The sequence below is a fragment of the Arthrobacter sp. SO5 genome (genome assembly GCF_020532805.1).
Lineage (GTDB): Bacteria > Actinomycetota > Actinomycetes > Actinomycetales > Micrococcaceae > Arthrobacter.
In genome coordinates, this window is sequence record NZ_MQTQ01000041.1 from 115,178 (window position 1) to 140,251 (window position 25,074).

Consider the following 25,074-nt stretch of genomic DNA (forward strand, 5'->3'; position numbering starts at 1 on the left):
TCATCGCCCCTGACAGTTCCAATCCCTAGTCGACCTCGTTGAATGGCTCGTCACCGGCGCCGTCGGCGTCATCGCCGTCATCGTCACCGGCTCCGGCGGCGTCCGCAGCGCCGGACTCCTCGGCAGGGGCTGCGTCCTCGGCCACGGCCGCGGCGGCGTCCGCCGGCGCCTCGTCCTCCTGCTCGTCGCCCGGGCGCACACGCTCGGCCCACGGGACCCAAACGGGTGCCAGGACCGAGTCTTCGGAAGGCAGCAGGCCGAGCTCATCGACGGTGACCACCTTGGACCGTGAGTTGCGGGTCAGCACGGCATACCACTGCCAGCCCAGGTAGCCGGGCAGCTGCGATTCGAAGAGGTGGGTGACCAGCCGGTCGCCCTCACTCTTGGCGCCCAGGTGCCGGCCAACCTGCCCGGCCGGGGCGATGCCTTCCACAGCCGTGCGGGCGACGTCGACGGCGCCGGCCAGGACGGCGTCGGGTTTGCCGGTGCGCCAGCGAGGAACGCCGGCGCGCGGGGTGGACCCTGCTGCCTTGGATCCGGCAGCCGGCATTCCGGCTGCGCCGGAGGAGTTCTGTTCAGGTTCCGGGGTCATCAGGTACCTTACGCGTCCAGCTCGTCGGCAACCTTACGCAGGGCGATGGCGATCGCCTTGCCCTTGGTGCCTTCCGGGTACTTGCCCGCCGAAAGCGTCCCGGACAAGTTGTCCAGCACGGTGACGAGGTCCTGCACCAGCGGGGCCAGATCCTTCGCACTTGGCCGCTTGGCCTTGGCGATGGACGGCGTCTTGTCCAGCACGCGCAGTCCGAGCGCCTGGGCGCCCTTGCGGCCGTCGGCCACGCCGAACTCGACGCGGGTCCCGGGCTTGAGGTCCGTTACGCCCTCGGGCAGTGCGGACTTGGGCAGGAAGACTTCCTGGCCGTCCTCGCCGGCCAGGAAGCCGAAGCCTTTTTCCTTGTCATACCACTTGACCTTGCCGGTAGGCACGTAATCAACCTTCTTCGTTCTGCTGGGGACTTGGCCGGCTGTCACCGCATCTGCAGTGATGTGCGGGTTCAGGGTGTGACTGCCCGGACCATGTTGGTCTGTTCCCCCAAGGTTATCCTGCCCGACCCACTTTGACGGTTTGGGGCGCGGGAGAAGCCGTGCTGTTAGCGTTACTCCCATGACACCACTGCGTTTCCGGCGGCCCCTGTTGTTCATCGCGGCCGCTGTCGCCGTGCTGTCCCTCGTTGCCGTCGGCGTCGTGATGGCCATGGCCTTCAACCACGCGGTGGCCCCCGTCTGGATCACCTCCACAGCCCTCTATGGGCTGCCGCTGGCTTTCCTGCTTATGCTTTTCCTCGTGATCGACGGCGTCGCAGCCCGACGCCGGACGCAAGGACCAGGCGAAAGGTAACGTTGGACCGATGTCCCTTATCCGCGCGCTCAGCAAAGAACTCCAGGCACGCAGCGACGACTCGTTGCGGGCGCTGTTCTCCGCGCGGCCGGACCTCATCTCCCCAGGCGTCCCGGACTTCGCCGCCCTCGCAGCGCGGGCAAGCGGCCGGGTGAGCGTGCAGCGGGCCCTTGAGCGGCTCAACCGGCCCGAGATGCAGGTGCTGGAAACCCTGCATCTGTGCACCAACACGGACACCGGACACAGCGCCACGGCGGCGATGCTGAAGAAGCTCATCAACGGCTCCTCGATCGCCGCCATCGAACGGTTCCTGCACGCCCTCCAGGAACTTGCCCTCGTCCACCGGGCCGACCCGCCGCACGGCGCCGGCCCGGCCGCAGCAAAGCAGCGCCACTACTTGCCCGTGGGAAGCCTCAAGGACGTCATCGGCATCTACCCGGCCGGGCTGGGCCGCAGCTACACCGAGCTGGTCAGGCTCCAGCCCGCGTTCTCCGCGCACGTCGTCCAGCTCGTCGCGGAACTGCACCGCAGCGGCGCCGCGATCTCCCCCGCCACCACGCCGATGGATGCGGCCCTGTCCCTGCAGCACTGGACAGCCACGCCGGAATCCCTCCAGCAGATCCTTGCCGGCGCCCCCGACCGCACCGGCGCGCTCCTCGCGCGGTTCGGGAACTGGGCCATGGGCGCCGTCCCCCAGGCACAGCGCCGCGCCTCCGTGCTTCACGAGGGCTCCGACGTCGGACCCGTGGACTGGCTGCTGGCCCGCGGCCTCCTGGTGCCGCTGGACGCCGCCCACGTTGAACTCCCGCACAGCGTGGGCGTCTCGCTGCGCGGCGGCTTCGTCATCGAGAACTTCGCCCTGGTGCCTCCCGTGCCGCAGCTGGGCTGCACGAGTGCCGCGCTGCGTCGCAACGCGGCCCTGGGCGCGATCGCCGAAACCCTGCGGCTCGTGGGCGAGCTGCTGTACAGCGTCCACAATCAGCCCCTCATCACCCTCCGCAGCGGCGGTGTCGGCGTCCGCGAAATGAAACGGCTGGCCGATGCCCTGCGGATCGAGCTGCCTGAGGCCGGGATCCTCGCCGAGCTCTGCGCCCTCGCCGGGCTGCTGCGGCTGGACGTGGACAGTTCCGCATGGGTGCAGCCACCTCAGCTCGAATGGCTGACGCTCCCGCGGCAGGAGCAATGGCTCTGGCTTGTCAACGCCTGGCTCGCCAGCGAACGGGCGCCCTCGCTCGTGGGCCAGCCCGTCAACGGCGTCGCCTCGGGCCCGGGCATGCACCGCGGCACAGCAGGCACCACCATCAACGCGCTCTCCGCCGAAGCCCAGCGGCCCGACGCCCCCGTGGTCCGGAAGCGGATCCTGGAAATCCTCAACGAACTCACCAGGGAAGCCGCGGCTGCAGACGGCCAGGCCCCCGTGCTGGATGCCGCGGCCGTGCTGGAGCGTGCCGACTGGAGCCAGCCCAGGATGGCACGGCGCTTCAGCTCGCTGGTCCGCGGAGTCCTGTCCGAGGCGGAGATGCTGGGCCTGATCGGCTCCGGCGCCCTGTCCCAGATCGGGGCGGCGATCGCCGACGAACAGCCCGACGAGGCCCTCGGAATACTGGGTGAACACCTCCCGGCAGCACTGAACCACGTCCTGCTCCAGGCGGACCTGACCGCGGTGGCCCCTGGGTATCTCGCGCCGGAACTCAGCGAGAAGCTCCTGACGATGGCCGACGCCGAAGGCCAGGGGCCTGCCACCATCTACCGGTTCTCTGTCGCCTCGGTCCGACGTGCGCTCGACGCCGGCCAGGACGCGAAGGCCCTGCTGGACTTCCTGCGCCTGCATTCGGCCACGGCCATCCCGCAGCCCCTCAGCTACCTCATTGAAGACACCGCCGCCCGCCACGCCAGGCTCCGGGTGGGGACCGCCGCCAGCTTCATCCAGAGCGACGACGAGACCGCGCTGCTGGAACTCCTGAACACCTCCGCCGCCTCCGGCCTGGGCCTCGTGGAAATCGCGCCCACGGTGCTGATTTCGCACTCGCCCCCGCGGGAAACCGCTCACGTCCTGCGGGGGCTTGGGCTGTCCCCGGCGGTGGAAGAACCCGAGTCCGGCCTGGTCCGGCTGCGCCGCAGCACCGCGGTCCCGGGCAGTGCCCGCCCGATCTACAGCGCCCCGCGCACCGCCCCTCCGGAGGCCGACGTTGACGCCCAGCTGGCCGTGCTGCGCGCCGAACGGCCCGCCGGCAGCGGGACCGCCAGTCACCCCGCAGCGGCCCGCGGGAGCGAAGAGGCGACCCAGCTGGGGCTCGAGACGCTCCAGAAGGCCATCCGGCTCAAACAGCGCGTGATGATGAACATCGTGGACAGCATGGGGAATGCCGTCCGCGAAACGGTTGTTCCGGTAGCAGTGAGCGGTGGGCGGGTCCGCATCTTCGATCCGGACAAGGAAATCGAACGCGTCGTGTCCATCCACCGGATTATCGACGTCGAAGCCGTAGAGGAATTGCTCCAGTGAACGACGGACCGCTGATCGTCCAGAGTGACAAAACCATCCTGCTTGAGGTCGAGCACGAACTGGCCACCGAGGCACGCCACGCCATAGCGCCCTTCGCAGAGCTGGAGCGTGCCCCCGAGCACATGCACAGCTACCGGCTCACGCCGCTGGGCCTCTGGAACGCCCGGGCTGCCGGGCTCGACGCCGAAAAGGTGCTCGACACGCTCCTGAAGTACTCGCGCTTCCCTGTCCCGCATTCCCTGCTGATCGACGTCGAAGAGACGATGTCCCGCTACGGACGGCTGCGGCTCGAGAAGGACCCGCAGCACGGACTCGTTATGCGGACATCGGACTACCCGGTGCTTGAGGAGGTCAGCCGGGCCAAGAAGATCGCTCCCCTGCTGGGGCCCAGGATCGACGGCGAAACCGTGGTGGTGCATTCCTCCCAGCGCGGCCAGCTCAAGCAGCTGCTGCTCAAGATCGGCTGGCCGGCGGAGGACCTGGCCGGCTACGTCAACGGCACGCCCCACCCCATCATGCTCAACGAAACCGGTTGGAAGCTCCGGCCCTACCAGCAGCTGGCCATGGAGAACTTCTGGGCCGGCGGCAGCGGCGTCGTCGTGCTCCCCTGCGGCGCCGGCAAGACGCTCGTGGGTGCGGCCGCGATGGCCACGAGCTCCACGACGACGCTCATCCTGGTCACCAACACCGTGTCCGCCCGGCAGTGGAAGGACGAGCTGCTCAAGCGGACGTCCCTCACCGAAGGCGAGATTGGCGAGTACTCCGGCTCCGTCAAGGAAGTCCGCCCCGTCACGATCGCCACCTACCAGGTGCTGACCACCAAGCGCGGCGGGCTCTACCCGCACCTGGAGCTCGTGGACGGCAACGACTGGGGGCTGATCATCTACGACGAGGTCCATCTGCTGCCCGCCCCGATCTTCCGGATGACGGCGGACCTGCAGGCCCGGCGCCGGCTTGGCCTCACCGCCACACTGGTCCGCGAGGACGGCCGCGAGGGCGAGGTATTCAGCCTGATCGGCCCGAAACGCTACGACGCCCCGTGGAAGGACATCGAGGCCCAGGGCTACATCGCCCCGGCGGACTGCGTCGAGGTCCGGATCGACCTGCCCCGCGACGAACGGGTGGCCTACGCGATGGCCGAGGATGCGGACAAGTACCGGCTGTGCGCCACCTCCGAGTCCAAGACGCTCGTGGTGGAACAGCTGGTGGCACAACACGCCGGCGAGCAGCTGCTGGTGATCGGCCAGTACATCGACCAGCTCGATGAGATCGGCGAGCGCCTGCAGGCCCCGGTCATCAAGGGCGACACCCCGGTGAAGGAACGCCAGAAGCTCTTTGATGCCTTCCGTGCCGGCGACGTGCAGACGCTCGTGGTATCCAAGGTCGCCAACTTCTCCATCGACTTGCCCGAGGCCTCGGTCGCCATCCAGGTCTCCGGTTCCTTCGGCTCCCGCCAGGAGGAGGCCCAGCGCCTGGGCAGGCTGCTTCGGCCCAAGAAAGACGGCCGTGCCGCCCGATTCTATTCGCTGGTGGCCCGGGACACCCTGGATCAGGACTTCGCAGCCAAGCGCCAGCGCTTCCTCGCGGAGCAGGGCTACGCGTACCGCATCATGGACGCCAACGACGTCGGGACCAGCTCCTCCACCGACTGAGCCGGTGCCTCCCCCTCCCCGCGCCTAGCGGGTGAACGTTGAGCCGTCCTGTTCAAGTGCTCCCGTGCGGGGGTCGCGCTGGGGCCGCTGGTAGGCGAATTCACCGCCGCTCCTCCCGCCGAAGGGGCGGCCATGGTCGGCGAATTCCTCGCGGAAGAAGGCCAGGCACCACTCGCCCAGCTGGATCCTCGCGCCGGTGCGCAGCACAGACGTGGATCCCTGGCCGAAGCTTCCGCTGATCTTCCCGTGCCGGACCAGGACGTATTCGTCCCGGTCGTTGTGGACGATCTCTGCGTGCACGGGATCGAGTCCCGGGAGCTGCAATTCCGCGGCTTGGTCGCTGCCGATGCGCACGCGCTCAGCGGTGAGGTTGAACTCACGCGGAATCTGTCCGTTCCAGGACACGGCATTTTGAACGAAGATGAGCCGCGGCCGGCCGCCACCGCGGGTGTAGTGGGTCGTGGTGATCCGCCGCGGGATGGTGCGCTTCACGGTCGGCAACAGGGGAAACATGGTCCCCGGAGGCAGCAGTGAAAAACTCCGGGCAGGTGTCCGACGGCGGCGCTTCAGCATGGGTGCCAAGGCACCCAATTTGCCGAGCCTGATGTGCGGGGAGCGGGTAAGTGCGCGTTGCGGTCTGGGCACGTCAACGGCCCCCAGGCTCATAATCCGGCCGTGCGGCCCCTCCACGACAACCGTGATGTTCTGGTCGGACAACGCTTTGGCCAGGGGCCTGATGGCAGCCAGGGAAGGCAGGCGCTGCGAGCGCAGCGCGTCGATGCGGTCCACCGAGACCACGACTTCGGTTCCGGCGGCGTGCACCGACCCCTTTGTCTCCGCCCCGGAATCCTCCAGCAGCGAAAAGTCCAGGTTGATGTCGGCCCGGAACCGAGGGGCCATGCTTCAGCCCCTGTTCTCGTCGGAGCCGGCTGCGTCCTTGTCGCTGGTGGTCACCCGGAGGCTGCCGTTCAGTTTCCAGGTGGCACGCGGCGCGTCGGGCCCGATGTCGCGGGGCACCTCAATGGTCATATCGACGAAGTTGTAGTTAATGGCGGCGCCTTTACCCGTCAGGTAGGACCACATCTCTTCGGCAAGGTCCGCCCAGTCCCGGATGCTCCGGTCAGGGTTGCCTGTGCTGTTCATCCCAGTGCTTTCGGTCATCTGTTCTCGTGTCCTCTTCTTGAGTCGGGGCAAGCAGCCGCCGGTCCGAGTCGTGCCAGTGACTTCACTCTAGTGTCCCTGCCAGCAAAGCGGAATGACTTCCGGCCGACGGAAACCAGGGGTGACCGACGCCGCAGCCTGGGGCTGCCAGGGGGCTGCGTCGCGGCACATGCAACACACATCTTTCGTTCAGAAAACTCACAGAGTCTGGGAGGATCATGGGAACCATGAAAAAGATCAGCCCGGAAGCCAAGCTGCTCGTCGTCGATGACGAACCCAACATCCGCGAACTGCTGTCCACCTCACTGCGCTTTGCCGGCTTTGAAGTGGTCTCGGCGTCCAACGGTCGCGAGGCCCTCGCCGCTGCGGAGCTCCACGCCCCCGACCTCGCCGTGCTGGACGTCATGCTGCCGGACATGGACGGTTTTACCGTCACCCGCCGCCTCCGCGCCTCCGGCAAGCACTTCCCCGTCCTGTTCCTGACCGCAAAGGACGACACCGAGGACAAGGTCATGGGCCTGACGGTGGGCGGCGACGACTACGTCACCAAGCCCTTCAGCCTCGACGAGGTGGTGGCGCGCATCCGCGCCGTACTCCGGCGGACCCAGCCGCTGCAGGACGACGACGCCGTCATCCGCGTCGATGACCTGCAGCTCGACGACGACGCCCACGAGGTGCGCCGTGGCGGAACCGTGATTGAGCTTTCCCCCACGGAATTCAAGCTCCTGCGCTATCTCATGCTCAACCCGAACCGGGTGTTGTCCAAGTCGCAGATCCTGGACCATGTCTGGGAATACGACTTCAACGGAGACGCCTCGATCGTGGAGTCCTACATCTCCTACCTGCGCCGCAAGGTGGACATCGACCCCGATGCGCCTGCGCTGATCCAGACCAAGCGCGGCGTCGGCTACGTGCTGCGGACGGCCGAGAAGCGCTGACCTTGTTGCTGAAGCGTTGGAAGGCGGCCTCGCTCCGCTCGCAGCTGGTCGCCATCATGACGGCGCTGATGCTGGTGGCGCTCACCGCCACGGGCGCCGGAACGCTGACGCTGCTGCACAGCTACCTCCAGGGCCAGGTGGATGACAAACTCAAGGCGGCGGTCGATTCGGTGGTCCGCCAGCAGTCGTTCAGCCAGCTGCAGGACCAGAACCAGAGCATCCCCACGGACTATTCCCTGATGCTCCTGCCCCAGGGGCAGTCCGCCATCCCCTTCGGCGGTGACAAGGAACTGCACCCGGCCATCAGCAGCATGAGCGCTGCGGAAGCCAAGGACCGCGCACAGGTACCGTTCCAGGTCCGCGGGACGGACGGACGCAACTGGCGGGTGGTTGCCCTGAGCGTCGTCGACAACAGCCAGCGCAGCTCCGTCGTGGTGATCGGGCTGCCGCTCTGGCCAGTGGATTCCGTGATGGAACACGCCGTGCTGGTGGTGGTGGGTGTGGGCCTGCTGACACTCGTGCTGGCCTTCTTCATCGCCACGTGGAGCATCTCCAGGTCCTTCCGGCCGCTGGCCCGGGTGGAGAAGACCGCGGCGGCCATTGCCGCCGGCGACCTCTCGAGGCGCGTCAAGATCGAAAACCCCGGCACGGAGGTAGGCCGGCTGGGCAGCTCGCTCAACGCCATGCTGGCGCACATCGAAACAGCCTTCGCCGCCCGGATGGCGTCCGAGGCACGGATGCGCCGCTTCGCCGCCGACGCCTCCCATGAACTGCGCACCCCGCTGGTGACCATCCGTGGCTTCTCCGAGTTGTACCGGCAAGGCGCACTGTCCACCCCGGAGGACGTCGCCACCGCCATGGGGCGGATCGAAAGCGAAGCCAAACGGATGGGCTCCATGGTGGAGGACCTGCTGCTGCTTGCCCGGATCGACGAACAGCGTCCGCTGCAGCAACAACCCGCCGATCTGCTGCTGATTGCCAACGACGCGGTGGTGGACACGCAGGCCAGCGACCAGGGCCGCGCCATCGTACTCACCGGGCTCGACGGCGGCCCCGCCGCACCGGCGCCGGTCCTCGGCGACGAGGCCAAGCTTCGCCAAGTGGTGGGCAACCTCGTGGGCAACGCCCTGCGCTACACCCCCGGAGGCACGCCGATTGAACTGGCGGTCGGCGTCCGTGCCGGCGAGGACGGCGCCAGGTACTCGGTCATCGAGGTCCGCGACCACGGCCCCGGCGTCCCGGACGAGGAAGCCGCCCGGATCTTCGAGCGCTTCTACCGTTCGGACACGTCGCGGACCAGGGAAACGGGCGGCAGCGGGCTGGGGCTGGCGATCGTGGCGGCCATTGTCGGCTCCCACTCCGGCACCGTCCGGGTCGAGGAGACCGACGGCGGCGGCGCCACGCTAGTGGTCAGCCTTCCGTTCCTGGACGAGTCAACCGCGGACCGTCCCGGAGACGGCCTCCAGGACACTGTCGATGACAGCGCGGCCGACGCCGTCCCCGACGCTGCCCGTGATGCCGCCGACCGTTAGCCGGCCGGTCCGTCCCGGCGGCGCCGTCTGAAGGCTTTTCCACATAGCCCACGTGGCCCCGCCGCGTGCTGCGGCAGCCTGCCTAGGCTCGAGGGGTCCGGACAGCCCGGGCGGGTCACTCCCTCGAGAGGCAATCTTCCATGAGCATTATCTCCGTCGACACGGAACTCCTCCAGCTCAAGTCAGCCAACGTCAAAGCCACGGTCGACCGGATCAGCGCTGACGTCCAGATGATGAAGCGCGGCCTGGACGAACTGCAGTCCACGTGGCGCGGCTCGGCCGCCACGAACTTCCAGGCGCTCGTCGCCGAGTGGACCCTGACGCAAGGCAAGGTCGAGGCGTCCCTGGCCTCCATCAACCTGGCGCTCAACTCCGCTGCGGCCAGCTACGCGCAGGCCGAACTGAACAACACCCAGCGTTTCAGCTAGGCGGCCCTCGGCGGCCCGCTGCGTCAATCAGGCTTCGGGGGTGCCCTGGTGGAAGCGGAGCCGCCATTGCGCGCCGTCGTGGACCCATAGGGAGCTACGGAGTGACGTTCCGGTGCGTGCGTAGCTGCGGTAGGTCAGCAGAACGGTACCTTCGCCCACCCGTTCCGCCCCCAGCAGCTCCAGCTCGGTGGGCGCGCCCGGGCCCTCTTCCAGCGCCATCATCATGGCGTCGCGGGTCCAGATCCGGCCCGAGCTGCCGATTTCGGTGAAGTCCGGGTGCAACAGAACGCCGGTGCGTCCCGTGTCGGCCCTGGTTTCCGGGCGCAGCAGCTCGCGCTCGAGTGCTTCAACAATCGCTTCCGGGCTGGAATCCGTGCCGGGCGCCGGCGTCGGGTCCTCCTCCAGCTCACTGAAAAGGTCGGGCTCATCGAACATTCCGGGTCCCCCGAACAGTCCCTGCTGGGCCGCGGGGACCGGGGAGGGCTGCGGCACCGGGGGTGCGGCCCCCGCCGCAGGGGGCTCACCTTCCGCCTCGGCACCGAAACCGGGGCCCTGGCGGACGGCAACACGCTGCTGGTAGGCCGTGGCCGCGGCCCGGGCGCGGTCATCGGCCGCCTCGTTCAGGTCATGCCCGGCGTGGCCGCGCACCCACTCGAAGGTGTACTTGCGCCCGGCCAGTTCCCGGTCGATGTCCTTGAGCAGCTCCACGTTCATCACGGGCTTGCCGTCGGACTTGCGCCACCCCTTCCGCTTCCAGCCAGGCATCCACTTGGTCACCGAGTTGATGACGTACTGGCTGTCACAGAGGATGTGCAGCTCCTCCCCGGCGAGGTGCTTGGTGGACCGGAACAGGTCCAGGACGGCCATCAGCTCGCCCTGGTTGTTGGTGCCGTGCGGCCATCCTCCGGCGCGCCAGCAGTCCTCGTCCACGTACCAGGCCCATCCGGCCGGACCGGGATTTCCTAAAGCCGAACCGTCGGCTGCTGCTGTAATCGTCACTGCACTATCCTGCCAGACTGCTGAGCCACAATAGCCGGCCGGCGAAGGCCGGCCCGCACCGGCCTCCGGTTAACGCCGACGGCGGCCCCACCCGAAGGTGGGACCGCCGTCGTCGAACGATGCGTTCAGGTGGCCGGGAGCCGGGTGGTTAGAAACCGCCCATGCCGCCCATGCCGCCCATGTCGTCGCCGCCGCCCATGGCCGGCGCGTTCTTCTCCGGCTTGTCGGCCACAACGGCCTCGGTGGTGAGGAACAGGCCGGCAATGGAAGCCGCGTTCTGCAGGGCAGAGCGGGTGACCTTGACCGGGTCGTTGATCCCGGCAGCCAGCAGGTCGACGTACTCGCCGGTTGCAGCGTTCAGGCCGTGGCCGGCAGGCAGCCCGCGGACCTTGTCGACCACGACGCCGGGCTCGAGGCCGGCGTTGAAGGCGATCTGCTTCAGCGGGGCGTCGATGGCGACGCGGACGATGTTCGCACCGGTTGCCTCGTCACCCGTGAGGTTCAGGTTGGCGAAGGCCTTGAGGCCGGCCTGGATCAGGGCAACGCCACCGCCGGCGACGATGCCCTCTTCGACAGCAGCCTTCGCGTTGCGGACAGCGTCCTCAATGCGGTGCTTGCGTTCCTTGAGTTCAACTTCGGTTGCGGCGCCGGCCTTGATGACTGCAACGCCGCCGGCCAGCTTGGCCAGGCGTTCCTGCAGCTTCTCGCGGTCGTAGTCCGAATCGGAGTTCTCGATCTCGGCACGGATCTGGGATACGCGGCCGGCGATCTGGTCCGCGTCGCCTGCACCCTCGACGATGGTGGTCTCGTCCTTGGTGACAACGACCTTGCGGGCGCGGCCCAGGAGTTCGAGGCCGGCGGTCTCAAGCTTGAGGCCGACTTCCTCGGAGATGACCTGGCCACCGGTGAGGATGGCGATGTCGGCGAGCTGCGCCTTGCGGCGGTCACCGAAGCCCGGAGCCTTGACGGCGACGGACTTGAAAGTGCCACGGATCTTGTTGACGATGAGGGTGGCCAGGGCCTCGCCCTCGATGTCTTCGGCAATGATCAGCAGCGGCTTGGACGACTGCATGACCTTTTCGAGGACAGCAACCAGTTCCTTGACGCTGGAGATCTTGGAGTTGACGATCAGGATGTACGGATCCTCAAGGACCGTTTCCTGGCGCTCGGCGTCGGTGACGAAGTACGCGGAGATGTAGCCCTTGTCGAAGCGCATGCCTTCGGTGAGCTCCAGCTCCAGGCCGAAGGTGTTCGACTCCTCGACCGTGATGACGCCTTCCTTGCCGACCTTGTCCAGGGCTTCGGCAATCAGGGCGCCAATTTCGTTGTCACCGGCAGAGATCGAGGCCGTAGCGGCGATCTCTTCCTTGGTTTCGATTTCCTTGGCGGAAGCCAGGAGTTCACGGGTGACGGCTTCGACAGCCTTTTCAATGCCCCGCTTGAGGGACAGGGGATCTGCGCCGGCCGCGACGTTGCGCAGGCCTTCCTTGACCAGGGCCTGGGCCAGCACGGTAGCCGTGGTGGTTCCGTCGCCAGCGACGTCGTCCGTCTTCTTGGCAACTTCCTTGACCAGCTCGGCGCCGATCTTCTCGTAAGGGTCGTCCAGCTCGATCTCCTTGGCGATGGAAACACCATCGTTGGTGATCGTGGGGGCGCCCCACTTCTTCTCGAGGACGACGTTGCGTCCACGCGGGCCGAGGGTGACCTTGACGGCGTCGGCGAGGATGTTCAGGCCCCGCTCAAGACCGCGGCGTGCCTCTTCATCAAATGCAATGATCTTGGCCATAACGGCAGTAGTCCTTTCGGGACAGTCGTTAAGAATGGACCTTGGCTGCGGTGCCCGCGACGGACGATTCCTCGCCTGCGGCCTCTGTATGCCGCCGGGTCCGGGATCTCACCACAGCCAGGTATTTCTCTCGCTCCCGGACCGGCTGCTTCACTTCGCGGCCGGGCGAACCGGGCGTCGTTTTAGCAGTCAATACGCGGGAGTGCTAAGTCAATAATTAGCACTCCCCCGGGGAGAGTGCAAGCAGTGGGCGTGCCGGATGGCTAGGTATCTGCGCCACGGCGGGCAGCGCGGGGCCACAATTCGCTACGGGCGATTAACTCCCCTTACGGCTTGCTGTTTCGCTTCCGCTCATGGTGGCCAGGTTCTCTGGTCCATAGGTGTAGACAACGTAGTTCGCGGAGGTGACGTCTCCGTTGGAGTCGAAGCTGATCCGCCCGGATTCGCCGTCGTAATCCGGTCGCTTGCCGGCGCGGAGCGCATCGCTGCATTCCTTGTAGCTCGTGCACACGGCGGCCTCCCCGGCGGGCAGGGCGCCGCCGGACACGGGGGCCGTACCGCCGGAGACGGCGATCAGCTTCGACGCGATGGACGTGCCGGCGTCGTCCTGGGCCGCGGCGGCCGCAACAGCGGCCAGGTTGACGGCGTCGTACGTCTCGGCGGCGAACGCCATGTCCTTCAGCCCGGGATCGACCGACACCAGCTCACCCTGGAAGTGCGCGGAGGCGAAGATCCCGGGAAGGATCCCCCTCGCGCCGTCCAGCGCCCGGGAACCGAGGCCGGACCCGTACTGGTTGATGGCGCCATCGCTGAGGATCAGCTTTTTCCCGGCCAGGCCGACGTTGTTCAGTTCGGCAATGGCCCCCTGCGCACCGTCCCGGGAAACCAGGACGACGGCGTCGGGACCCGCGGCCTCGGCGGCGGCAGCGGCCTGCTGGGCCTGTCCCGGCGTGAATTCGGCGACTGTTACCGGGCCGAGCCCGGCCTGCTTGGCGGCGGCGGAGACGGCAGCGGAGACGTCCTTGCCGTAGCTGCCTTCCTCGAACACGACGGCGATCGCTGACGCGCCGCCGTCCTTCGCGAGCTTGACGAGCACGGGGGCCTGCGCGATGTCAGCGGCCGAGGTGCGGAAATAGTAGCCGTTGCTCTTGTAGCTGCTGAGCCCGCTGGCCGAGTTCGCGGGGGAAATCAGGGCGATCCTGGCGTTGGAGAGCACGTCGATGGCGCCGGGCGCCCGGCTGGAATCGGTCGGGCCGATCACAACGTCCGCCTTGGCCGCCACCAGCTCCTTGGCCTGGGCCGCCGTGTCCGCGCCGATTCGTGCCGGGAGCAGCTCCACCGGCTTGCCCTTGTGGCCGCCCGCGGCGTTGATCTCCTTGACGGCGAGTTTCGCCGCGGCCAGCTGGGGCGCGTTGAGGAAGTTTTGCTGGCCCGTGTTGTCCAGGATCAGCCCGATCCTCAGGGTGCCGTCTCCGCTGGCATCGGCCGGCCCCACGCGGGCGCCGCCGGCCGGGCCCCCGCAGGCCGTCAGGGCAAGCACAGCCGCAGCGGCCGAGGCGGCCGCAGCCGCGGTGCGGCGGAGGCGCGGCGCACGGGAGCCGGCGTTGCCGGACGCGGCGTCCGGGGACGGGTGCGGGCTGCGCTCAGCAGCGGGACGTGACACTACGCTGGCCGGACGCTTTCGGCCTGCGGGCCCTTCTCGCCCTCGCCGATTTCCAGCTCCACGCGCTGGCCCTCGTCGAGTGCGCGGTAGCCCTCCCCCGCGATCGCGGACCAGTGCACGAAGACGTCGGCCCCGGAGCTGTCCACCGTGATGAAACCGTAGCCCTTTTCGGCGTTGAACCATTTGACGGTTCCCAATGCCATGCTGTCCACGCTTTCAGTTTGCTGGCGAACGGCCCACCACACTGTGCGCCGCGGAATGCGATAAGAAGTCCGAAAATACTGTACCCGCAGCATCGGGCCGGAGTGCAGGCCGCGTGCCGGGGCCGCGGCTAATAGTTATTCAGGCGTAACCGGAAACGGCTACTGGAAGCCGGGGCCAAGCACCACAACAAGCGGCATCTTGAACTCGGCGGACTCCACCATCGCCGGGATACCGAGCAGCGAGCCGAGGGCCTCGGCGTTGCCCTTCTGCGCAGCGCTGCTGTAGAAGATCACGGAGGCCTGCTGGCGAACGCCACCCCAGTTTCCAGTCGGGCCGAGGTTCCAGCCTGCCGTGGTCACCGTTCCGCCCACGCGGCCCGCAAGTCCCGCTGTGGTGGTGCCGTTGTAAATCGCGACAGGCTGGGTTTTGTCGACGGCGGCGGCGGCCGGCTTGGGCGTGCCCGACGGCGTTGCGGCGGCGGAGGGCACCTCGCTCGGCGCGGGGCTGGCCGGCGCGGGGCTGGCCGGGGCGGCGCTGGCCGGGGCGGACGATGCGGTGGCGCTGCTGCCCTGGCCGGCCGAGACGGCCGCGGTGGTTCCGGCGGGCGTCGTGCCCAGCTTCGGCATGATCAGGAAGGCCACCAGCCCCACGGCCAGTGCCGCGGCACCGGCGGCCAGGACGGGGCCCAGACGGCGGCGGCGGGATTCGGCGACCGTCCGGTGGACACCCTGCCGTGTGGAGGTTTCAGGGACCCGATCAAATTCATCCCGAGCGTATTTGGTCATGGTAAAAAAGACGTCCTTGCTGATTTCTTACGAATTTCCCAAGGCCGGTCTGTGCGCAGGAAGATGCGCTACGGCCATGGTTTTACGCGTCTGTTCCCAACCGGCGAGCAGTGCGCGCGCGTTGGCGTGACGTACGTAGTCTACGCAATCTCTTGACCAACATGGGATCGTGGGCCAGCGCATCATCGGTGTCGATGAGCGCGTTCAGGATCTGGTAGTAGTGCGTGGCGGACAGGTCGAAGAGCTCCCGAATGGCCTGTTCCTTGGCCCCGGCGTACTTCCACCACTGCCGTTCCAGAGCCAGCATCTGCTGGTCCCGGCTGCTCAGCGCCGACTCATTGCCGGTCTCCGCGGCGGCTGCGTCCGCCGTCGAAGGATGCTCTTGCGCTTGTTCGGCCACGACACACTCCCTGGCTGGCTCCGATAAGAATCTCCCCCATGTTACGGGCGAATAACAGGCTTGTCATTTGGGACCCTGCGAGAATGGAGCCGTGTTTGATTCCGAGGCGTTGTTCGAACTGGAGCCCGCAGCGGCTGAACCGGTGGGCTTTGCCGGGCTGGCCCGGCTCCCCCTCAGCGAGCTCGTGGCGCCGGACTGGGCTGAGGCGCTTGCCGGGGTCGATGCGCAGCTGCGGGGCGTGCTGGAGTTCCTGGCGGGCGAGGTCGCCGGAGGGCATGAGGTGCTGCCTTCCCCGTCGAACGTGTTGCGCGCGTTCCGGCAACCACTGGCGGGCGTCCGGATCCTGGTCGTTGGCCAGGACCCCTACCCGACGCCCGGGCACGCGATCGGACTGTCCTTCGCGGTGGACGGCGCAACCCGCCCCATTCCCCGCAGCCTCGCCAATATCTACAAAGAGCTCGACGCCGACCTCGGACTGCCGCCGCGGGTCCATGGGGACCTGAGCCGCTGGGCGGACCAGGGAGTCCTGCTCCTGAACAGGGTCCTCAGCGTCCGCGCCGGCGCTGCCGGCTCGCACCGGAACAGGGGGTGGGAGGCGATCACGGCGGCGGCCATCACCGCCGTCGCGAACCGTCGTGCCGCGGACGGGGCACCGGCGCCGCTTGTCGCGATCCTCTGGGGCAAAGACGCGGGGTCCGTCACGCCGCTGCTGGGGGCTGCGCCGGTGATCGCCAGCGCCCACCCCAGCCCCCTGTCGGCCTCGCGGGGATTTTTCGGTTCCCGGCCCTTCAGCCGCGCCAACGGCCTGCTCCAGGAACAAGGTGGCGGTGAAGTGGACTGGGAACTCCCGCCGCTTCCCTGACGGGCTGGCCGTCGGGTGGTTGCTGCCGGGCTTGCCGGCCGGGACCGGCCGTCAGGCTTCTTCGTTAGGCTTGTCCCCATGACTTCAGTCCCCGCCACCACCTCGGCCTCCCGGAAATCGCGTCCGCAGACGAACCTCGCGGTCCTGCGGCGCGAGCAGCTCTCACCGCACATGGTCCGGATCGTGGCGGGCGGCCCGGGCTTTGCCGAGTTCGTCAATAACGGGTTCGTGGACCGGTACGTCAAGATTGTGTTCCCGCAGCCCGGCGTCGACTACCCGCAGCCGCTGGACCTCTGGGAAGTGCGGGACTCCATGCCGCGCGATCAGTGGCCGCACACCCGGACTTACACCGTCCGCTGGGTGGATGAGGCCGCCGGCGAACTCGCCATTGATTTTGTCATCCATGGCGAAGATGGCCTCGCGGGGCCCTGGGCGGCCTCGGCCGAACCCGGGGACACCCTCATCTTCACCGGCCCGGGCGGCGGCTACAACCCGGACCCGGCGGCGGACTGGCACCTTTTCGCGGGCGACGAATCCGCGCTGCCGGCCATCGGGGCCGCGATCGAATACCTGCCCGAAGACGCGCGCGGCCTCGCCTTCCTGGAGGTGGACAGCGCGGCCGACATCCAGGCCATCGCCGCTCCCGCCGGCGTCGAACTACGCTGGCTCCAGCGTGACGGCGTCCCGGCCGGGGCCGCCGAACTGTTAGTCAGCGCCGTCCGCGACGCCGCCTGGCCCGAGGGCCGGGTCCAGGTCTTCGCCCACGGGGAGCGCGGCTCCATGAAAGGCCTCCGCGATGTCCTGTTCACAGAGCGCGGACTCGAACGTGGACAGGTCTCACTGTCCGGCTATTGGGCCCGGGGCAGGGTCGAGGACGATTTCCAGGCCGAGAAGAAGCTGCCGATAGGCAAGATCTAAGGGCGCACGACGGCGCCGGCCAGGCGTTAGCGGCGCCGGGCCCGCCGTCGTTCGTTACTGGCAAGGCTCCGGGTGAGGGGCCGCGCGAGCGTGTCGCCGAGCACGATCCCGGCCGCGACGCCGAGGACGATCGCCCCAGCGTTGAGCATGCCGCCGGCTCCTATCAGGATCTCCGACTCCTCGATGGTCAAGACATACATCGAACGGAATATGGTGAGGCCGGGCAGCAGGATCAGGGCGGCGGGGACGGCCACCACCAGCTGCGGGGCGCCCATCCGCAGCGCGACCACCCGGGCCAGCAAGCCGATCACGACGGCGGCGAGAGCCGGCGCGAATCGCGGGCCGATGCCGAGGGCGTCTCCTCCGATGAGCACCAGATAGCCCACAACGCCGACGGCTGCCGTCGGCAGCAGCAGGGTCCAGCTGGTCTGCTCGGTGATGCCAATCATGAGCACTGCAATGGCGATCAGGAGGACGATGACCCACAAGTCATACTTGGGCGGGAATGTTTCCGTGACGTCGATGGGCTCCATTCCGGTCATATCCCCGACCACGAAACCGATGGCAATTCCGGCGACGAGCGCCCCGAAGGTCAGCATGGTGGACACGAAACGGCCGGCCGCCGTGACCGGGAATCCGTTGATGGCGTCCTGCACCGACGAGACAAGCCGCCCGGTCGGAAGCAGCAGCAAGATGCCGCCCACCACCACGATGGCGGGGGCGATCTGAATCCCCACCGGGCTGCCGAACCGCCACAGCAGCAGGGCGACGATGGTGACAAGGAAGGAGCAGGACGCGGTGACGAAGAAGTCCGGAGTGCGCCAGCGCCCCAATTGCCGGGCCAGCAGGCTGACCAGCAGATTGGAGAAGAACGCCACCACAGAGGCGCCCAGTCCGCCACCGAGGACTCCGACGAAGACGGCGGAGAACACCCCGAAGGCCACCGTGACCATCCAGCGCGGGAACGGCTTGGCACTTTGGGTGATGTCCTCGAGCCGGCGAACGGCCTCCTCACGGCCCACTCCTCCGGCCACGATGTCCGTGACCAGGGAATGGACCTGGGCCAGCCCTGCGTAGTTGTTGGTCCAGGACCGCACGACGCGCAGCAGCGTGATGGGCGTCTGGTCCTTGGGCGCATAGTTGATGGCCACCGACTGGTTCGTGATGTCCACCTCGATGTTTTTGAGCCCCAGCGCGGCAGTGATCGCGATGATGCTCGTCTCGACTTCGAGGGCGCCGGCGCCGTAGCGGAACATCGATTCGGCCAGGTGCAGCGCGAAGTCGATGGTCTTGCGGGCGGAGGTGTCCACCCCGCCTACCTGGATCATCGGGTTCGCATAGGGGCTGCCGGCCAGGCGGTCCACGATGCTCATCGGGGCTGTCGGCGGGTTTTCGCCCTGGACCAGCCGGCGCAGCATGCGCTTCGCGGCGGCGTTCTGGCGCACCTGCAGAGGCGACATGGGCTCGGTCATGGGCAATCCGTCGGTGTGCGGCCTGCGGCGGCCGTCGGCTTCCTTGGTCATTCCGGCGTCCTCAGTTTCCGTGGCAACCGGTTTAGTAGAACTGCTGGCCTGTGCGGCGGGTATAGATCTGGCGGGCCAGGCGTTCCCCGGCGGCCATCCAGGCCTTGTACCTTGACGGGCTCAGCACCTGGTCGTAGCAGCCGACGAAGTCGGTGACGGTCTTGCTGAAGCTGGTCTTGAACAGGCCCAGCCCGTGGAACGGGTTGGACGTGTCCTTCAGCTGGTCGCTCGGAGGAGTACCGCAGAAATCGTAGTCGGTGCAGCCGATTTGCTTGAGCTGGTTGATGGCTGTCCACTGCACCAGGTGGGAATCCCCGTATTGGCTGCGCTTCTGCAGCGAGCCGCCGTCCTTGTAGGTGCCCTTCCGGCCGTAGTTGATGACGAAGGCGCCCACTGAGGGCACGCCGTTCTCGTAGACGAAGAGGAGCCTGCCCTGGCCCCGGTTGATGAAATTCGTCCAGAACTGGCGGTAATACTCATACTCGCGGACCCGGACCTGGGACTTGGCCTCCACGGTGGTGGTCATCAGCGCGTACATGGCGCGGAAGTTCTCTTCGGTGGGTTCCACGGTGCTGACCTCGACACCTTCGCGGATGGCACGGCGGACGGCATTGCGGCCCCGGGAGTGCAGGTTGCGCAGCAGCTGGTTCTCCTCCGGGGAGATATCCAGCAGGGCCGTCGAGTCATTGGGCTGCAGGTTGGGGGTCTTGATCAGCCCGGCGCCTTCGAGGACGCGCCGGGCCTCCTCGGAGAGGACGATGTCCGGCTCGATCTTGATGGCGAAGACTCCCAGCCGGGCGCGCTTGACGAACTCGGCGTTGGCTGCGGCGATGCCGGGGATGTCCTCAACGGACGCCACGTCCGGGCCCTTGATGAGGTACCAGAGCTTGCCCAGGAGGGGAAAGGACTTCTCCAGGACGAGGTTGTAACTTGTGTACTCGGCGCTCTCGTAGACAAGGTGCAGGGGTTTCCAGCCGAAGTGCTGCTTGACCTCGGCAAAGGCTGCCGATTGCAGCAGGTTGCCGCCATTGGGGTTCGCGGTGACGTGGGCGTCCCAGTTGGCGATCTCTTCGGAAGAGGCAAAGCGGGCAGTGAATTCACGCAAGGGTGCGGCATCCAATCATTGCTGTTCGAGCGTCGGCGGCATGTGGACATGCAGAGTCAAGTCTATCCGCCCGGGTCCCTGTTCCCGCCCGGAGCGGAACGCTACTCTGGAAGCATGCCCTCTGATCAGCAATCATTGGCCACAGGATCCGGAAGCCAGGAACGCGCGGCCGGACACCGCACGCCTGGCGCCCAGGTGCTGGGGCTGCTGGTCTTCCTCGCGGCCTCCGCTCTGGTCGCAGGGCTGGGCGGACTGGCCTCGGCCAGCAATGTCGACGGCTGGTATACCACCGCGGACAAGGCGCCCTGGTCTCCGCCGAACTGGGTGTTCGGGCCGGCATGGACCATTCTTTATAGCGCGATGGCCGTGGCCGCGTGGCTTGTCTGGCGCCGCGGCACCGCAAGGACCAGGCCCGCTCTCACCGCCTACGCTGTGCAGCTGGTGTTGAACCTGCTGTGGACACCGGCCTTCTTCGGCCTGTACCCGGCACTCGGCACGCCCGCCCTGTGGATCGCGTTCGTGATCATTGTGGCCCTGGCCGTTGCCGTGGCCGTGACCGCCCTGTACTTCTGGCCCATCAGCCGCGCCGCCGGGCTGCTGATGCTGCCCTACCTCGCCTGGGTCGTCTTTGCCTCGTCGTTGAACCTCTGGGCGGCGCTGCACAACTGACCTAGCATTCCACCACGTTCACGGCGAGGCCGCCCATGGCCGTTTCCTTGTACTTGGAGCTCATGTCCCTGCCGGTTTCCCGCATGGTGACGATGACCTCGTCGAGGGAGACCCGGTGCGTGCCGTCGCCCCACAGCGCCATCTTGGCGGCGTTGATGGCCTTCGCCGCCGCAATGGCGTTGCGTTCGATGCACGGGATCTGCACGAGCCCGCCGATGGGATCGCAGGTCAGTCCGAGGTTGTGCTCCATGGCGATTTCCGCGGCGTTTTCGACCTGCTGGGGCGTCCCGCCCATGACCTCCGCGAGGCCTGCTGCGGCCATCGACGACGCCGAGCCGACCTCGCCCTGGCAGCCCACCTCGGCGCCGGAGATTGACGCCTGTTCCTTATACAGCACCCCGATGGCACCGGCGGTCAGCAGGAATTTGACCACAACGTCGTCGCGGTCGGCCTGGCTGGCCTTGTCCATGCCGGGGGCGAAGTGCAGGGCGTAATAAAGCACCGCGGGGATGATGCCGGCCGCGCCGTTGGTGGGGGCGGTGACCACGCGGCCGCCCGAGGCGTTTTCCTCGTTCACGGCAAGTGCAATCAGATTCACCCATTCCTGCCAGTACTTGGGGTCCCGGTAGTCGGGGTCCTGCCCGCGGTTTTCCTTCATGAGGCGTTCGTGCCAGTCGGGTGCACGACGGCGGACCTTGAGCCCTCCCGGGAGCAGTCCCTCGCGCTTGAGGCTGACTTCGACGCAGCCTTCCATCACGGAGTAGATGTGCAGGAGCCCGTCGCGGATCTCCGCCTCGGTCCGGGAGGCGCGCTCGTTGACGAACATGATCTCACCGATCGAGAGGCCCTTGGACTGGCAGCGGCCCAGTAGTTCCGCGGCGGTGCGGAAAGGCAGTGGAAGTTCCTTCTTGGATTCGTCGAGTTCCTTCAGCGCGGCATCCTCCTCGCCCTCGCGGACGATGAAGCCGCCGCCGACCGAGAAGAACGTCGCCGTGTGGAGGACTTCCCCGTCGGCGTCGGAGACCGTGAAGGTCATCCCGTTCGTGTGCCGGGGCAGGATGGTCAGGGGGCGCAGGATCATGTCCTGCACCGCGTAGGGCAGCGCGACGGCGCCGGCAAGCTGCAGGGTGCCGGTCTCGGCGATCGTGGCCAGCCGCTCCTCCACTTCCTCGGGGAGGATCAGCTCGGGGTGGAATCCTTCCAGGCCCAGCAAAATGGCGGTCATCGTCCCGTGGCCATGCCCCGTCGCGGCGAGCGAGCCATACAGGTCAACCCGGAGCGACGCCACCTTCTCCAGGTCCCTGGCGGCCTTCAGCTCCTCCGCGAAAACCGCGGCAGCTCGCATCGGGCCCACCGTATGCGAACTCGAAGGCCCGATCCCAATGGAAAAAAGATCAAAGACGCCAACAGCCATGGCCGGGTTCCTAACTAATATTCGTGGTCGGTCGGCGGAGGGAACCGGACATCCTCTGCATGCTCGGTCGCGAAGACGCCCGCTGCGCGGACGTGACGCTCCCTTGGACGCAGGCTGCCGGATGCCCGGCCCCCTCCGAGGCCAGCCGGTCCCGGAGCGGGCCCGGACAACAGTCAGCTGACGTTGGCAACCGAGGGGTAGAGCGGGTGGGCGGCGGCGAGGGCCTGCACCCTGGTGCGCAGGCCTGCCAGCTCCGCACCGGCGTCGGCGGTCAGCGCCTCAGCGATGATATCCGCAACCTCGGCGAAGGCTGCTTCGCCGAAGCCGCGGGTGGCCAGGGCCGGGGTGCCGATCCGCAGGCCCGAGGTGACCATCGGCGGGCGCGGGTCGAACGGGACGGCGTTGCGGTTGACGGTGATGTCGATGTCCGCGAGGCGGTCCTCGGCTTCCTGGCCGTTGAGTTCGCAGTTGCGCAGGTCCACGAGGACCAGGTGCACGTCGGTGCCGCCGGAGATCACGTTGATGCCCCGGGCGGTGACGTCCGGCTGGACCAGCCGGTCGGCGAGGATCCGGGCGCCGGCGAGGACACGTTCCTGGCGTTCCTTGAACTCCGGGGACGCGGCGATCTTGAAGGCCACGGCCTTACCGGCGATAACGTGCTCGAGCGGTCCGCCCTGCTGGCCCGGGAACACAGCCGAGTTGATCTTCTTGGCGATGGCGGCGTCGTTGGAAAGGATGATGCCGCCGCGCGGACCCGCAAGGGTCTTGTGCGTGGTGGAGGTGGTGACGTGCGCGTGCGGCACCGGTGACGGGTGCAGCCCTGCGGCCACGAGCCCGGCGAAGTGGGCCATGTCCACCATGAGGTAGGCGCCCACGGAGTCGGCGATCCTGCGGAACTCGGCGAAGTCCAACTGGCGGGCGTACGCGGACCAGCCGGCAACAATCAGCTGCGGCTTGTGCTCCTGGGCCAGGCGTTCGACCTCTGCCATGTCGATCCGGTGGTCCTCTTCCCGGACCTGGTACGGGATCACGTTGTACAAACGGCCGGAGAAGTTGATCTTCATGCCGTGCGTCAGGTGACCGCCGTGAGCCAGGTTCAGGCCCATGATGGTGTCGCCCGGACGGATCAGCGCGTGCATGACCGAAGCGTTGGCCTGGGCGCCGGAGTGCGGCTGGACGTTGGCGTACGCGGCGCCGAAGAGGGCCTTGACCCTGTCGATCGCGAGCTGTTCGATCACGTCGACGTGCTCGCAGCCGCCGTAGTAGCGCTTGCCCGGGTACCCCTCGGCGTACTTGTTGGTCAGCACCGAACCCTGTGCCTGCATGACGGCCTTGGCGGTGTGGTTTTCCGAGGCGATCATTTCCAGGCCGTCGCGCTGGCGGGTCAGCTCGGCGTCGATCTGAACGGCGATCTCGGGGTCCAGGGCCGACAGCTCGGCGTCCAGGCTCGGGGAGAGAACCTGCTCAAAAGTTACTGTCCCTGCGGTCCCTGCGCCGCTCACAGCTCGCCGCCGTTCTTGGAGGCGTACTCCTGGGCCGAGAGCAGGGGGCCGTCGGATTCGGCGGCCACCTTGAAGAGCCAGCCGGCACCGTACGGATCGCTGTTGATCAGCGACGGGTCGTCGACGACGGCGGGGTTGGTTTCGGTGACCTCGCCGGTGACGGGGGCGTAGAGGTCCGAGACGGACTTGGTCGATTCGACTTCGCCGCAGGTCTCCCCCGCGGTCACCGCGGCGCCAACCTCGGGCAGGTCCACGTAGACGATGTCGCCGAGGGCGTCGGTGGCGACGGCGGAGATGCCGATGGACACAATGTTGGATCCGGCGTTGCCGGAGTCCCGGGCAACCCACTCGTGCTCGTCGGAGTACTGCAGTTCAGGGGCAACTTTTGCCATGTGTTTTTCCTTTAAGTCTAAAGATTCGTGGGCTACATCTATTGTGGCTGGGTGACGCGGCGGGGTCCGCCACCCTCAGGGCTACTTGACGCGCTTGTAGAACGGCAGTGCGACCACTTCGAAGGGCTCGGCCTTGCCGCGGAGGTCGATGTCCAGGGCGGTGCCGGGCTCGGCGAACGCGACGTCGACGTAGGCCATGGCCACTGGGTAGCCCAGGGTCGGTGAGGGCTGGCCGGAGGTGACTTCGCCAACCTTGCTGCCGTCCTTGAGCACCGGGTAGTGGCCGCGGCCGGCCCGGCGTCCAAGGCCCCTGAGGCCGACGAGTTTGCGGCCTTTGGTGGTGCCGGCGCCGGCTTCCTTCGTGGCGGCGAGGGCGGCCTTCCCGACGAAGTCGCGTTCCTTGGAGAGCGCGACGACGGGACCCAGGCCTGCGCTGAAGGGGTCACCTTCGAGGGAGAGTTCGTTGCCGTAGAGCGGCATGCCGGCTTCGAGCCGGAGGGAGTCGCGCGAGGCGAGTCCGGCGGGGGTGAGCTCACCTTCCTCGGCGACCGCGACGAGCGACTGCCAGAGGGCGGCGGCGTCGTCGTTGGCCACAAAGATCTCAAAGCCGTCCTCACCGGTGTACCCGGTCCGGGCCAGCAGGAGTTCCTGGCTGGTGCCGCCCACCAGGAAGGGGACGTCCACGGCAGCGTAGTACTTCAGCCCGGTCACGAGCTCGTGCTGCGCGGCAGGGACCAGGCGCAGCAGGATGTCCTGCGCCCTGGGCCCCTGCACGGCGATCAGCGAGGTTTCGGCGGAGGCGTCCCGGACGGCGACGTCGAAACCGCCTTCGTGGGCAGAACCCGCTCGCTCGGCGAGGGCAGCGGCCACCACCGTGGCGTTGCCGGCGTTGGGGACGACGAGGAACTTCTGCTCGCCCCGGCGGTAGGTGATGAGGTCATCGATGATGCCGCCGTCCTCGTTGGCGATCAGCGAGTACTTGGCTTTGCCGATCGCCATGGCGGAGATCTTGCCCACGAGGGCGTAGTCCAGGAAGGCGGCGGCGTCCGGGCCGGTGACCCAGACTTCGCCCATATGGGAGAGGTCGAAGAGGCCTGCGGATTTTCGGACGGCGTGGTGCTCGGCCAGTTCGGAGCTGTACTTGAGCGGCATCTGCCAGCCGCCAAAGTCCGTGAAGGAGGCGCCGAGCTTCTTGTGCTCTTCGTAAAGTGCCGTGTAATTCTCAGTCATCGGTGGCTGTCC

General features: G+C 67.6%; 25 protein-coding genes. 9 read left to right on the forward strand and 16 right to left on the reverse strand.

What is annotated here, in order from left to right; genetic code table 11:
- Window positions 1-25 precede the first annotated feature (25 nt).
- Both BJG92_RS07780 and BJG92_RS07785 read right to left on the reverse strand, forming a co-directional pair.
- The gene (locus BJG92_RS07780) at window positions 26-592 is read right to left on the reverse strand and encodes a DUF3027 domain-containing protein (RefSeq protein WP_374199772.1); all 567 of its coding nucleotides are present in this window, start codon (window positions 590-592) and stop codon (window positions 26-28) included.
- Window positions 593-600: 8 nt separating this feature from the next.
- Window positions 601-984: a cold-shock protein gene (locus BJG92_RS07785; protein ID WP_232083450.1), complete on the reverse strand. Its 384-nt coding sequence runs from the start codon at window positions 982-984 to the stop codon at window positions 601-603.
- A 178-nt stretch (window positions 985-1,162) separates the two neighbouring features.
- Between BJG92_RS07785 and BJG92_RS07790 the strand changes: the two genes are divergently transcribed.
- The 3 genes from BJG92_RS07790 to BJG92_RS07800 are packed head-to-tail and all read left to right on the forward strand — an operon-like array spanning window position 1,163 to window position 5,551.
- Window positions 1,163-1,396, forward strand: coding sequence for a hypothetical protein (locus tag BJG92_RS07790; RefSeq protein ID WP_232083451.1), 234 nt, complete (start codon window positions 1,163-1,165; stop codon window positions 1,394-1,396).
- Window positions 1,397-1,406: 10 nt separating this feature from the next.
- Window positions 1,407-3,899: a helicase-associated domain-containing protein gene (locus tag BJG92_RS07795; protein ID WP_232083452.1), complete on the forward strand. Its 2,493-nt coding sequence runs from the start codon at window positions 1,407-1,409 to the stop codon at window positions 3,897-3,899.
- Window positions 3,896-5,551 (forward strand): DNA repair helicase XPB, encoded by a 1,656-nt coding sequence (locus tag BJG92_RS07800; protein ID WP_232083453.1) that lies wholly within the window; start codon window positions 3,896-3,898, stop codon window positions 5,549-5,551. Before BJG92_RS07795 ends, BJG92_RS07800 begins: the two co-directional genes overlap by 4 nt.
- 24 nt (window positions 5,552-5,575) lie before the next feature.
- Here BJG92_RS07800 and BJG92_RS07805 read toward each other — a convergent pair whose 3' ends face one another.
- Entirely contained in the window at window positions 5,576-6,451 is an 876-nt protein-coding gene (locus tag BJG92_RS07805; RefSeq protein ID WP_232083454.1) for an FHA domain-containing protein, read from the reverse strand.
- Between the two features lie 3 nt (window positions 6,452-6,454).
- On the reverse strand, window positions 6,455-6,712 hold the full coding sequence (locus tag BJG92_RS07810) for a hypothetical protein (RefSeq protein ID WP_232083455.1): 258 nt from the start codon (window positions 6,710-6,712) through the stop codon (window positions 6,455-6,457).
- A 227-nt stretch (window positions 6,713-6,939) separates the two neighbouring features.
- Between BJG92_RS07810 and BJG92_RS07815 the strand changes: the two genes are divergently transcribed.
- The 3 genes from BJG92_RS07815 (at window position 6,940) to BJG92_RS07825 (ending at window position 9,610) form a co-directional block, all read left to right on the forward strand.
- Window positions 6,940-7,650 carry a response regulator transcription factor gene (locus tag BJG92_RS07815; RefSeq protein ID WP_232083487.1) on the forward strand — a complete coding sequence of 237 codons (711 nt, stop codon included), beginning with the start codon at window positions 6,940-6,942 and terminating at the stop codon, window positions 7,648-7,650.
- Window positions 7,651-7,655: 5 nt separating this feature from the next.
- Window positions 7,656-9,182 (forward strand): HAMP domain-containing sensor histidine kinase, encoded by a 1,527-nt coding sequence (locus BJG92_RS07820; protein ID WP_232083488.1) that lies wholly within the window; start codon window positions 7,656-7,658, stop codon window positions 9,180-9,182.
- Between the two features lie 140 nt (window positions 9,183-9,322).
- The gene (locus BJG92_RS07825; protein WP_232083456.1) at window positions 9,323-9,610 is read left to right on the forward strand and encodes a WXG100 family type VII secretion target; all 288 of its coding nucleotides are present in this window, start codon (window positions 9,323-9,325) and stop codon (window positions 9,608-9,610) included.
- Between the two features lie 27 nt (window positions 9,611-9,637).
- On the opposite strand, the gene BJG92_RS07830 is transcribed toward BJG92_RS07825, so the two are convergent.
- The 6 genes from BJG92_RS07830 to BJG92_RS07855 form a co-directional block, all read right to left on the reverse strand.
- Window positions 9,638-10,609, reverse strand: a complete 972-nt coding sequence (locus tag BJG92_RS07830; RefSeq protein WP_232083457.1) for a ribonuclease HI family protein — start codon at window positions 10,607-10,609, stop codon at window positions 9,638-9,640.
- Between the two features lie 148 nt (window positions 10,610-10,757).
- On the reverse strand, window positions 10,758-12,395 hold the full coding sequence (groL, locus tag BJG92_RS07835) for a chaperonin GroEL (protein ID WP_232083458.1): 1,638 nt from the start codon (window positions 12,393-12,395) through the stop codon (window positions 10,758-10,760).
- A 316-nt stretch (window positions 12,396-12,711) separates the two neighbouring features.
- Window positions 12,712-14,058, reverse strand: coding sequence for an ABC transporter substrate-binding protein (locus BJG92_RS07840; protein WP_374199773.1), 1,347 nt, complete (start codon window positions 14,056-14,058; stop codon window positions 12,712-12,714).
- On the reverse strand, window positions 14,058-14,261 hold the full coding sequence (locus BJG92_RS07845; RefSeq protein ID WP_232083459.1) for a cold-shock protein: 204 nt from the start codon (window positions 14,259-14,261) through the stop codon (window positions 14,058-14,060). The genes BJG92_RS07840 and BJG92_RS07845 overlap by 1 nt, the downstream gene beginning before the upstream one ends.
- Before the next feature lie 159 nt (window positions 14,262-14,420).
- Window positions 14,421-15,047 carry a LytR C-terminal domain-containing protein gene (locus tag BJG92_RS07850; RefSeq protein WP_232083460.1) on the reverse strand — a complete coding sequence of 209 codons (627 nt, stop codon included), beginning with the start codon at window positions 15,045-15,047 and terminating at the stop codon, window positions 14,421-14,423.
- An 82-nt stretch (window positions 15,048-15,129) separates the two neighbouring features.
- The gene (locus BJG92_RS07855) at window positions 15,130-15,447 is read right to left on the reverse strand and encodes a DUF3263 domain-containing protein (RefSeq protein ID WP_232083461.1); all 318 of its coding nucleotides are present in this window, start codon (window positions 15,445-15,447) and stop codon (window positions 15,130-15,132) included.
- Between the two features lie 91 nt (window positions 15,448-15,538).
- On the opposite strand from BJG92_RS07855, the gene BJG92_RS07860 reads away from it, so the two are divergent.
- The gene (locus tag BJG92_RS07860) at window positions 15,539-16,309 is read left to right on the forward strand and encodes a uracil-DNA glycosylase (protein ID WP_232083462.1); all 771 of its coding nucleotides are present in this window, start codon (window positions 15,539-15,541) and stop codon (window positions 16,307-16,309) included.
- 78 nt (window positions 16,310-16,387) lie between these two features.
- Complete coding sequence (locus tag BJG92_RS07865) at window positions 16,388-17,227, forward strand: siderophore-interacting protein (RefSeq protein WP_232083463.1); 840 nt, start codon at window positions 16,388-16,390, stop codon at window positions 17,225-17,227.
- 26 nt (window positions 17,228-17,253) lie between these two features.
- Here the strand turns inward: BJG92_RS07865 and BJG92_RS07870 are convergent, their stop codons facing one another.
- Complete coding sequence (locus BJG92_RS07870; protein ID WP_232083464.1) at window positions 17,254-18,750, reverse strand: threonine/serine exporter ThrE family protein; 1,497 nt, start codon at window positions 18,748-18,750, stop codon at window positions 17,254-17,256.
- A gap of 31 nt (window positions 18,751-18,781) precedes the next feature.
- Window positions 18,782-19,855 carry a peptidoglycan bridge formation glycyltransferase FemA/FemB family protein gene (locus tag BJG92_RS07875; RefSeq protein WP_232083465.1) on the reverse strand — a complete coding sequence of 358 codons (1,074 nt, stop codon included), beginning with the start codon at window positions 19,853-19,855 and terminating at the stop codon, window positions 18,782-18,784.
- Between the two features lie 114 nt (window positions 19,856-19,969).
- Between BJG92_RS07875 and BJG92_RS07880 the strand changes: the two genes are divergently transcribed.
- A complete protein-coding gene (locus BJG92_RS07880) occupies window positions 19,970-20,524 on the forward strand; it encodes a TspO/MBR family protein (protein WP_232083466.1) in 555 nt (184 codons plus the stop codon).
- Between the two features lies 1 nt (window position 20,525).
- On the opposite strand, the gene BJG92_RS07885 is transcribed toward BJG92_RS07880, so the two are convergent.
- The 4 genes from BJG92_RS07885 to gcvT form a co-directional block, all read right to left on the reverse strand.
- Window positions 20,526-21,938 (reverse strand): L-serine ammonia-lyase, encoded by a 1,413-nt coding sequence (locus tag BJG92_RS07885; protein ID WP_232083467.1) that lies wholly within the window; start codon window positions 21,936-21,938, stop codon window positions 20,526-20,528.
- Window positions 21,939-22,111: 173 nt separating this feature from the next.
- Window positions 22,112-23,440: a serine hydroxymethyltransferase gene (gene glyA, locus BJG92_RS07890; protein WP_308011637.1), complete on the reverse strand. Its 1,329-nt coding sequence runs from the start codon at window positions 23,438-23,440 to the stop codon at window positions 22,112-22,114.
- Complete coding sequence (gene gcvH / locus BJG92_RS07895) at window positions 23,437-23,832, reverse strand: glycine cleavage system protein GcvH (RefSeq protein ID WP_232083468.1); 396 nt, start codon at window positions 23,830-23,832, stop codon at window positions 23,437-23,439. The genes glyA and gcvH overlap by 4 nt, the downstream gene beginning before the upstream one ends.
- A gap of 81 nt (window positions 23,833-23,913) precedes the next feature.
- Window positions 23,914-25,062 (reverse strand): glycine cleavage system aminomethyltransferase GcvT, encoded by a 1,149-nt coding sequence (gene gcvT / locus BJG92_RS07900; protein ID WP_232083469.1) that lies wholly within the window; start codon window positions 25,060-25,062, stop codon window positions 23,914-23,916.
- Window positions 25,063-25,074 lie beyond the last annotated feature (12 nt).

What these genes read in the sequence shown, in the direction of transcription:
- BJG92_RS07780 (WP_374199772.1), bottom strand. Translation starts at nt 592, where the DNA reads ATGACCCCGGAACCTGAACAGAACTCCTCCGGCGCAGCCGGAATGCCG.
- BJG92_RS07790 (WP_232083451.1), top strand. Translation starts at nt 1,163, where the DNA reads ATGACACCACTGCGTTTCCGGCGGCCCCTGTTGTTCATCGCGGCCGCT.
- BJG92_RS07795 (WP_232083452.1), top strand. Translation starts at nt 1,407, where the DNA reads ATGTCCCTTATCCGCGCGCTCAGCAAAGAACTCCAGGCACGCAGCGAC.
- BJG92_RS07805 (WP_232083454.1), bottom strand. Translation starts at nt 6,451, where the DNA reads ATGGCCCCTCGGTTCCGGGCCGACATCAACCTGGACTTTTCGCTGCTG.
- BJG92_RS07810 (WP_232083455.1), bottom strand. Translation starts at nt 6,712, where the DNA reads ATGACCGAAAGCACTGGGATGAACAGCACAGGCAACCCTGACCGGAGC.
- BJG92_RS07815 (WP_232083487.1), top strand. Translation starts at nt 6,940, where the DNA reads ATGAAAAAGATCAGCCCGGAAGCCAAGCTGCTCGTCGTCGATGACGAA.
- BJG92_RS07825 (WP_232083456.1), top strand. Translation starts at nt 9,323, where the DNA reads ATGAGCATTATCTCCGTCGACACGGAACTCCTCCAGCTCAAGTCAGCC.
- groL (WP_232083458.1), bottom strand. Translation starts at nt 12,395, where the DNA reads ATGGCCAAGATCATTGCATTTGATGAAGAGGCACGCCGCGGTCTTGAG.
- BJG92_RS07845 (WP_232083459.1), bottom strand. Translation starts at nt 14,261, where the DNA reads ATGGCATTGGGAACCGTCAAATGGTTCAACGCCGAAAAGGGCTACGGT.
- BJG92_RS07850 (WP_232083460.1), bottom strand. Translation starts at nt 15,047, where the DNA reads ATGACCAAATACGCTCGGGATGAATTTGATCGGGTCCCTGAAACCTCC.
- BJG92_RS07865 (WP_232083463.1), top strand. Translation starts at nt 16,388, where the DNA reads ATGACTTCAGTCCCCGCCACCACCTCGGCCTCCCGGAAATCGCGTCCG.
- BJG92_RS07870 (WP_232083464.1), bottom strand. Translation starts at nt 18,750, where the DNA reads ATGACCAAGGAAGCCGACGGCCGCCGCAGGCCGCACACCGACGGATTG.
- BJG92_RS07880 (WP_232083466.1), top strand. Translation starts at nt 19,970, where the DNA reads ATGCCCTCTGATCAGCAATCATTGGCCACAGGATCCGGAAGCCAGGAA.
- BJG92_RS07885 (WP_232083467.1), bottom strand. Translation starts at nt 21,938, where the DNA reads ATGGCTGTTGGCGTCTTTGATCTTTTTTCCATTGGGATCGGGCCTTCG.
- gcvH (WP_232083468.1), bottom strand. Translation starts at nt 23,832, where the DNA reads ATGGCAAAAGTTGCCCCTGAACTGCAGTACTCCGACGAGCACGAGTGG.
- gcvT (WP_232083469.1), bottom strand. Translation starts at nt 25,062, where the DNA reads ATGACTGAGAATTACACGGCACTTTACGAAGAGCACAAGAAGCTCGGC.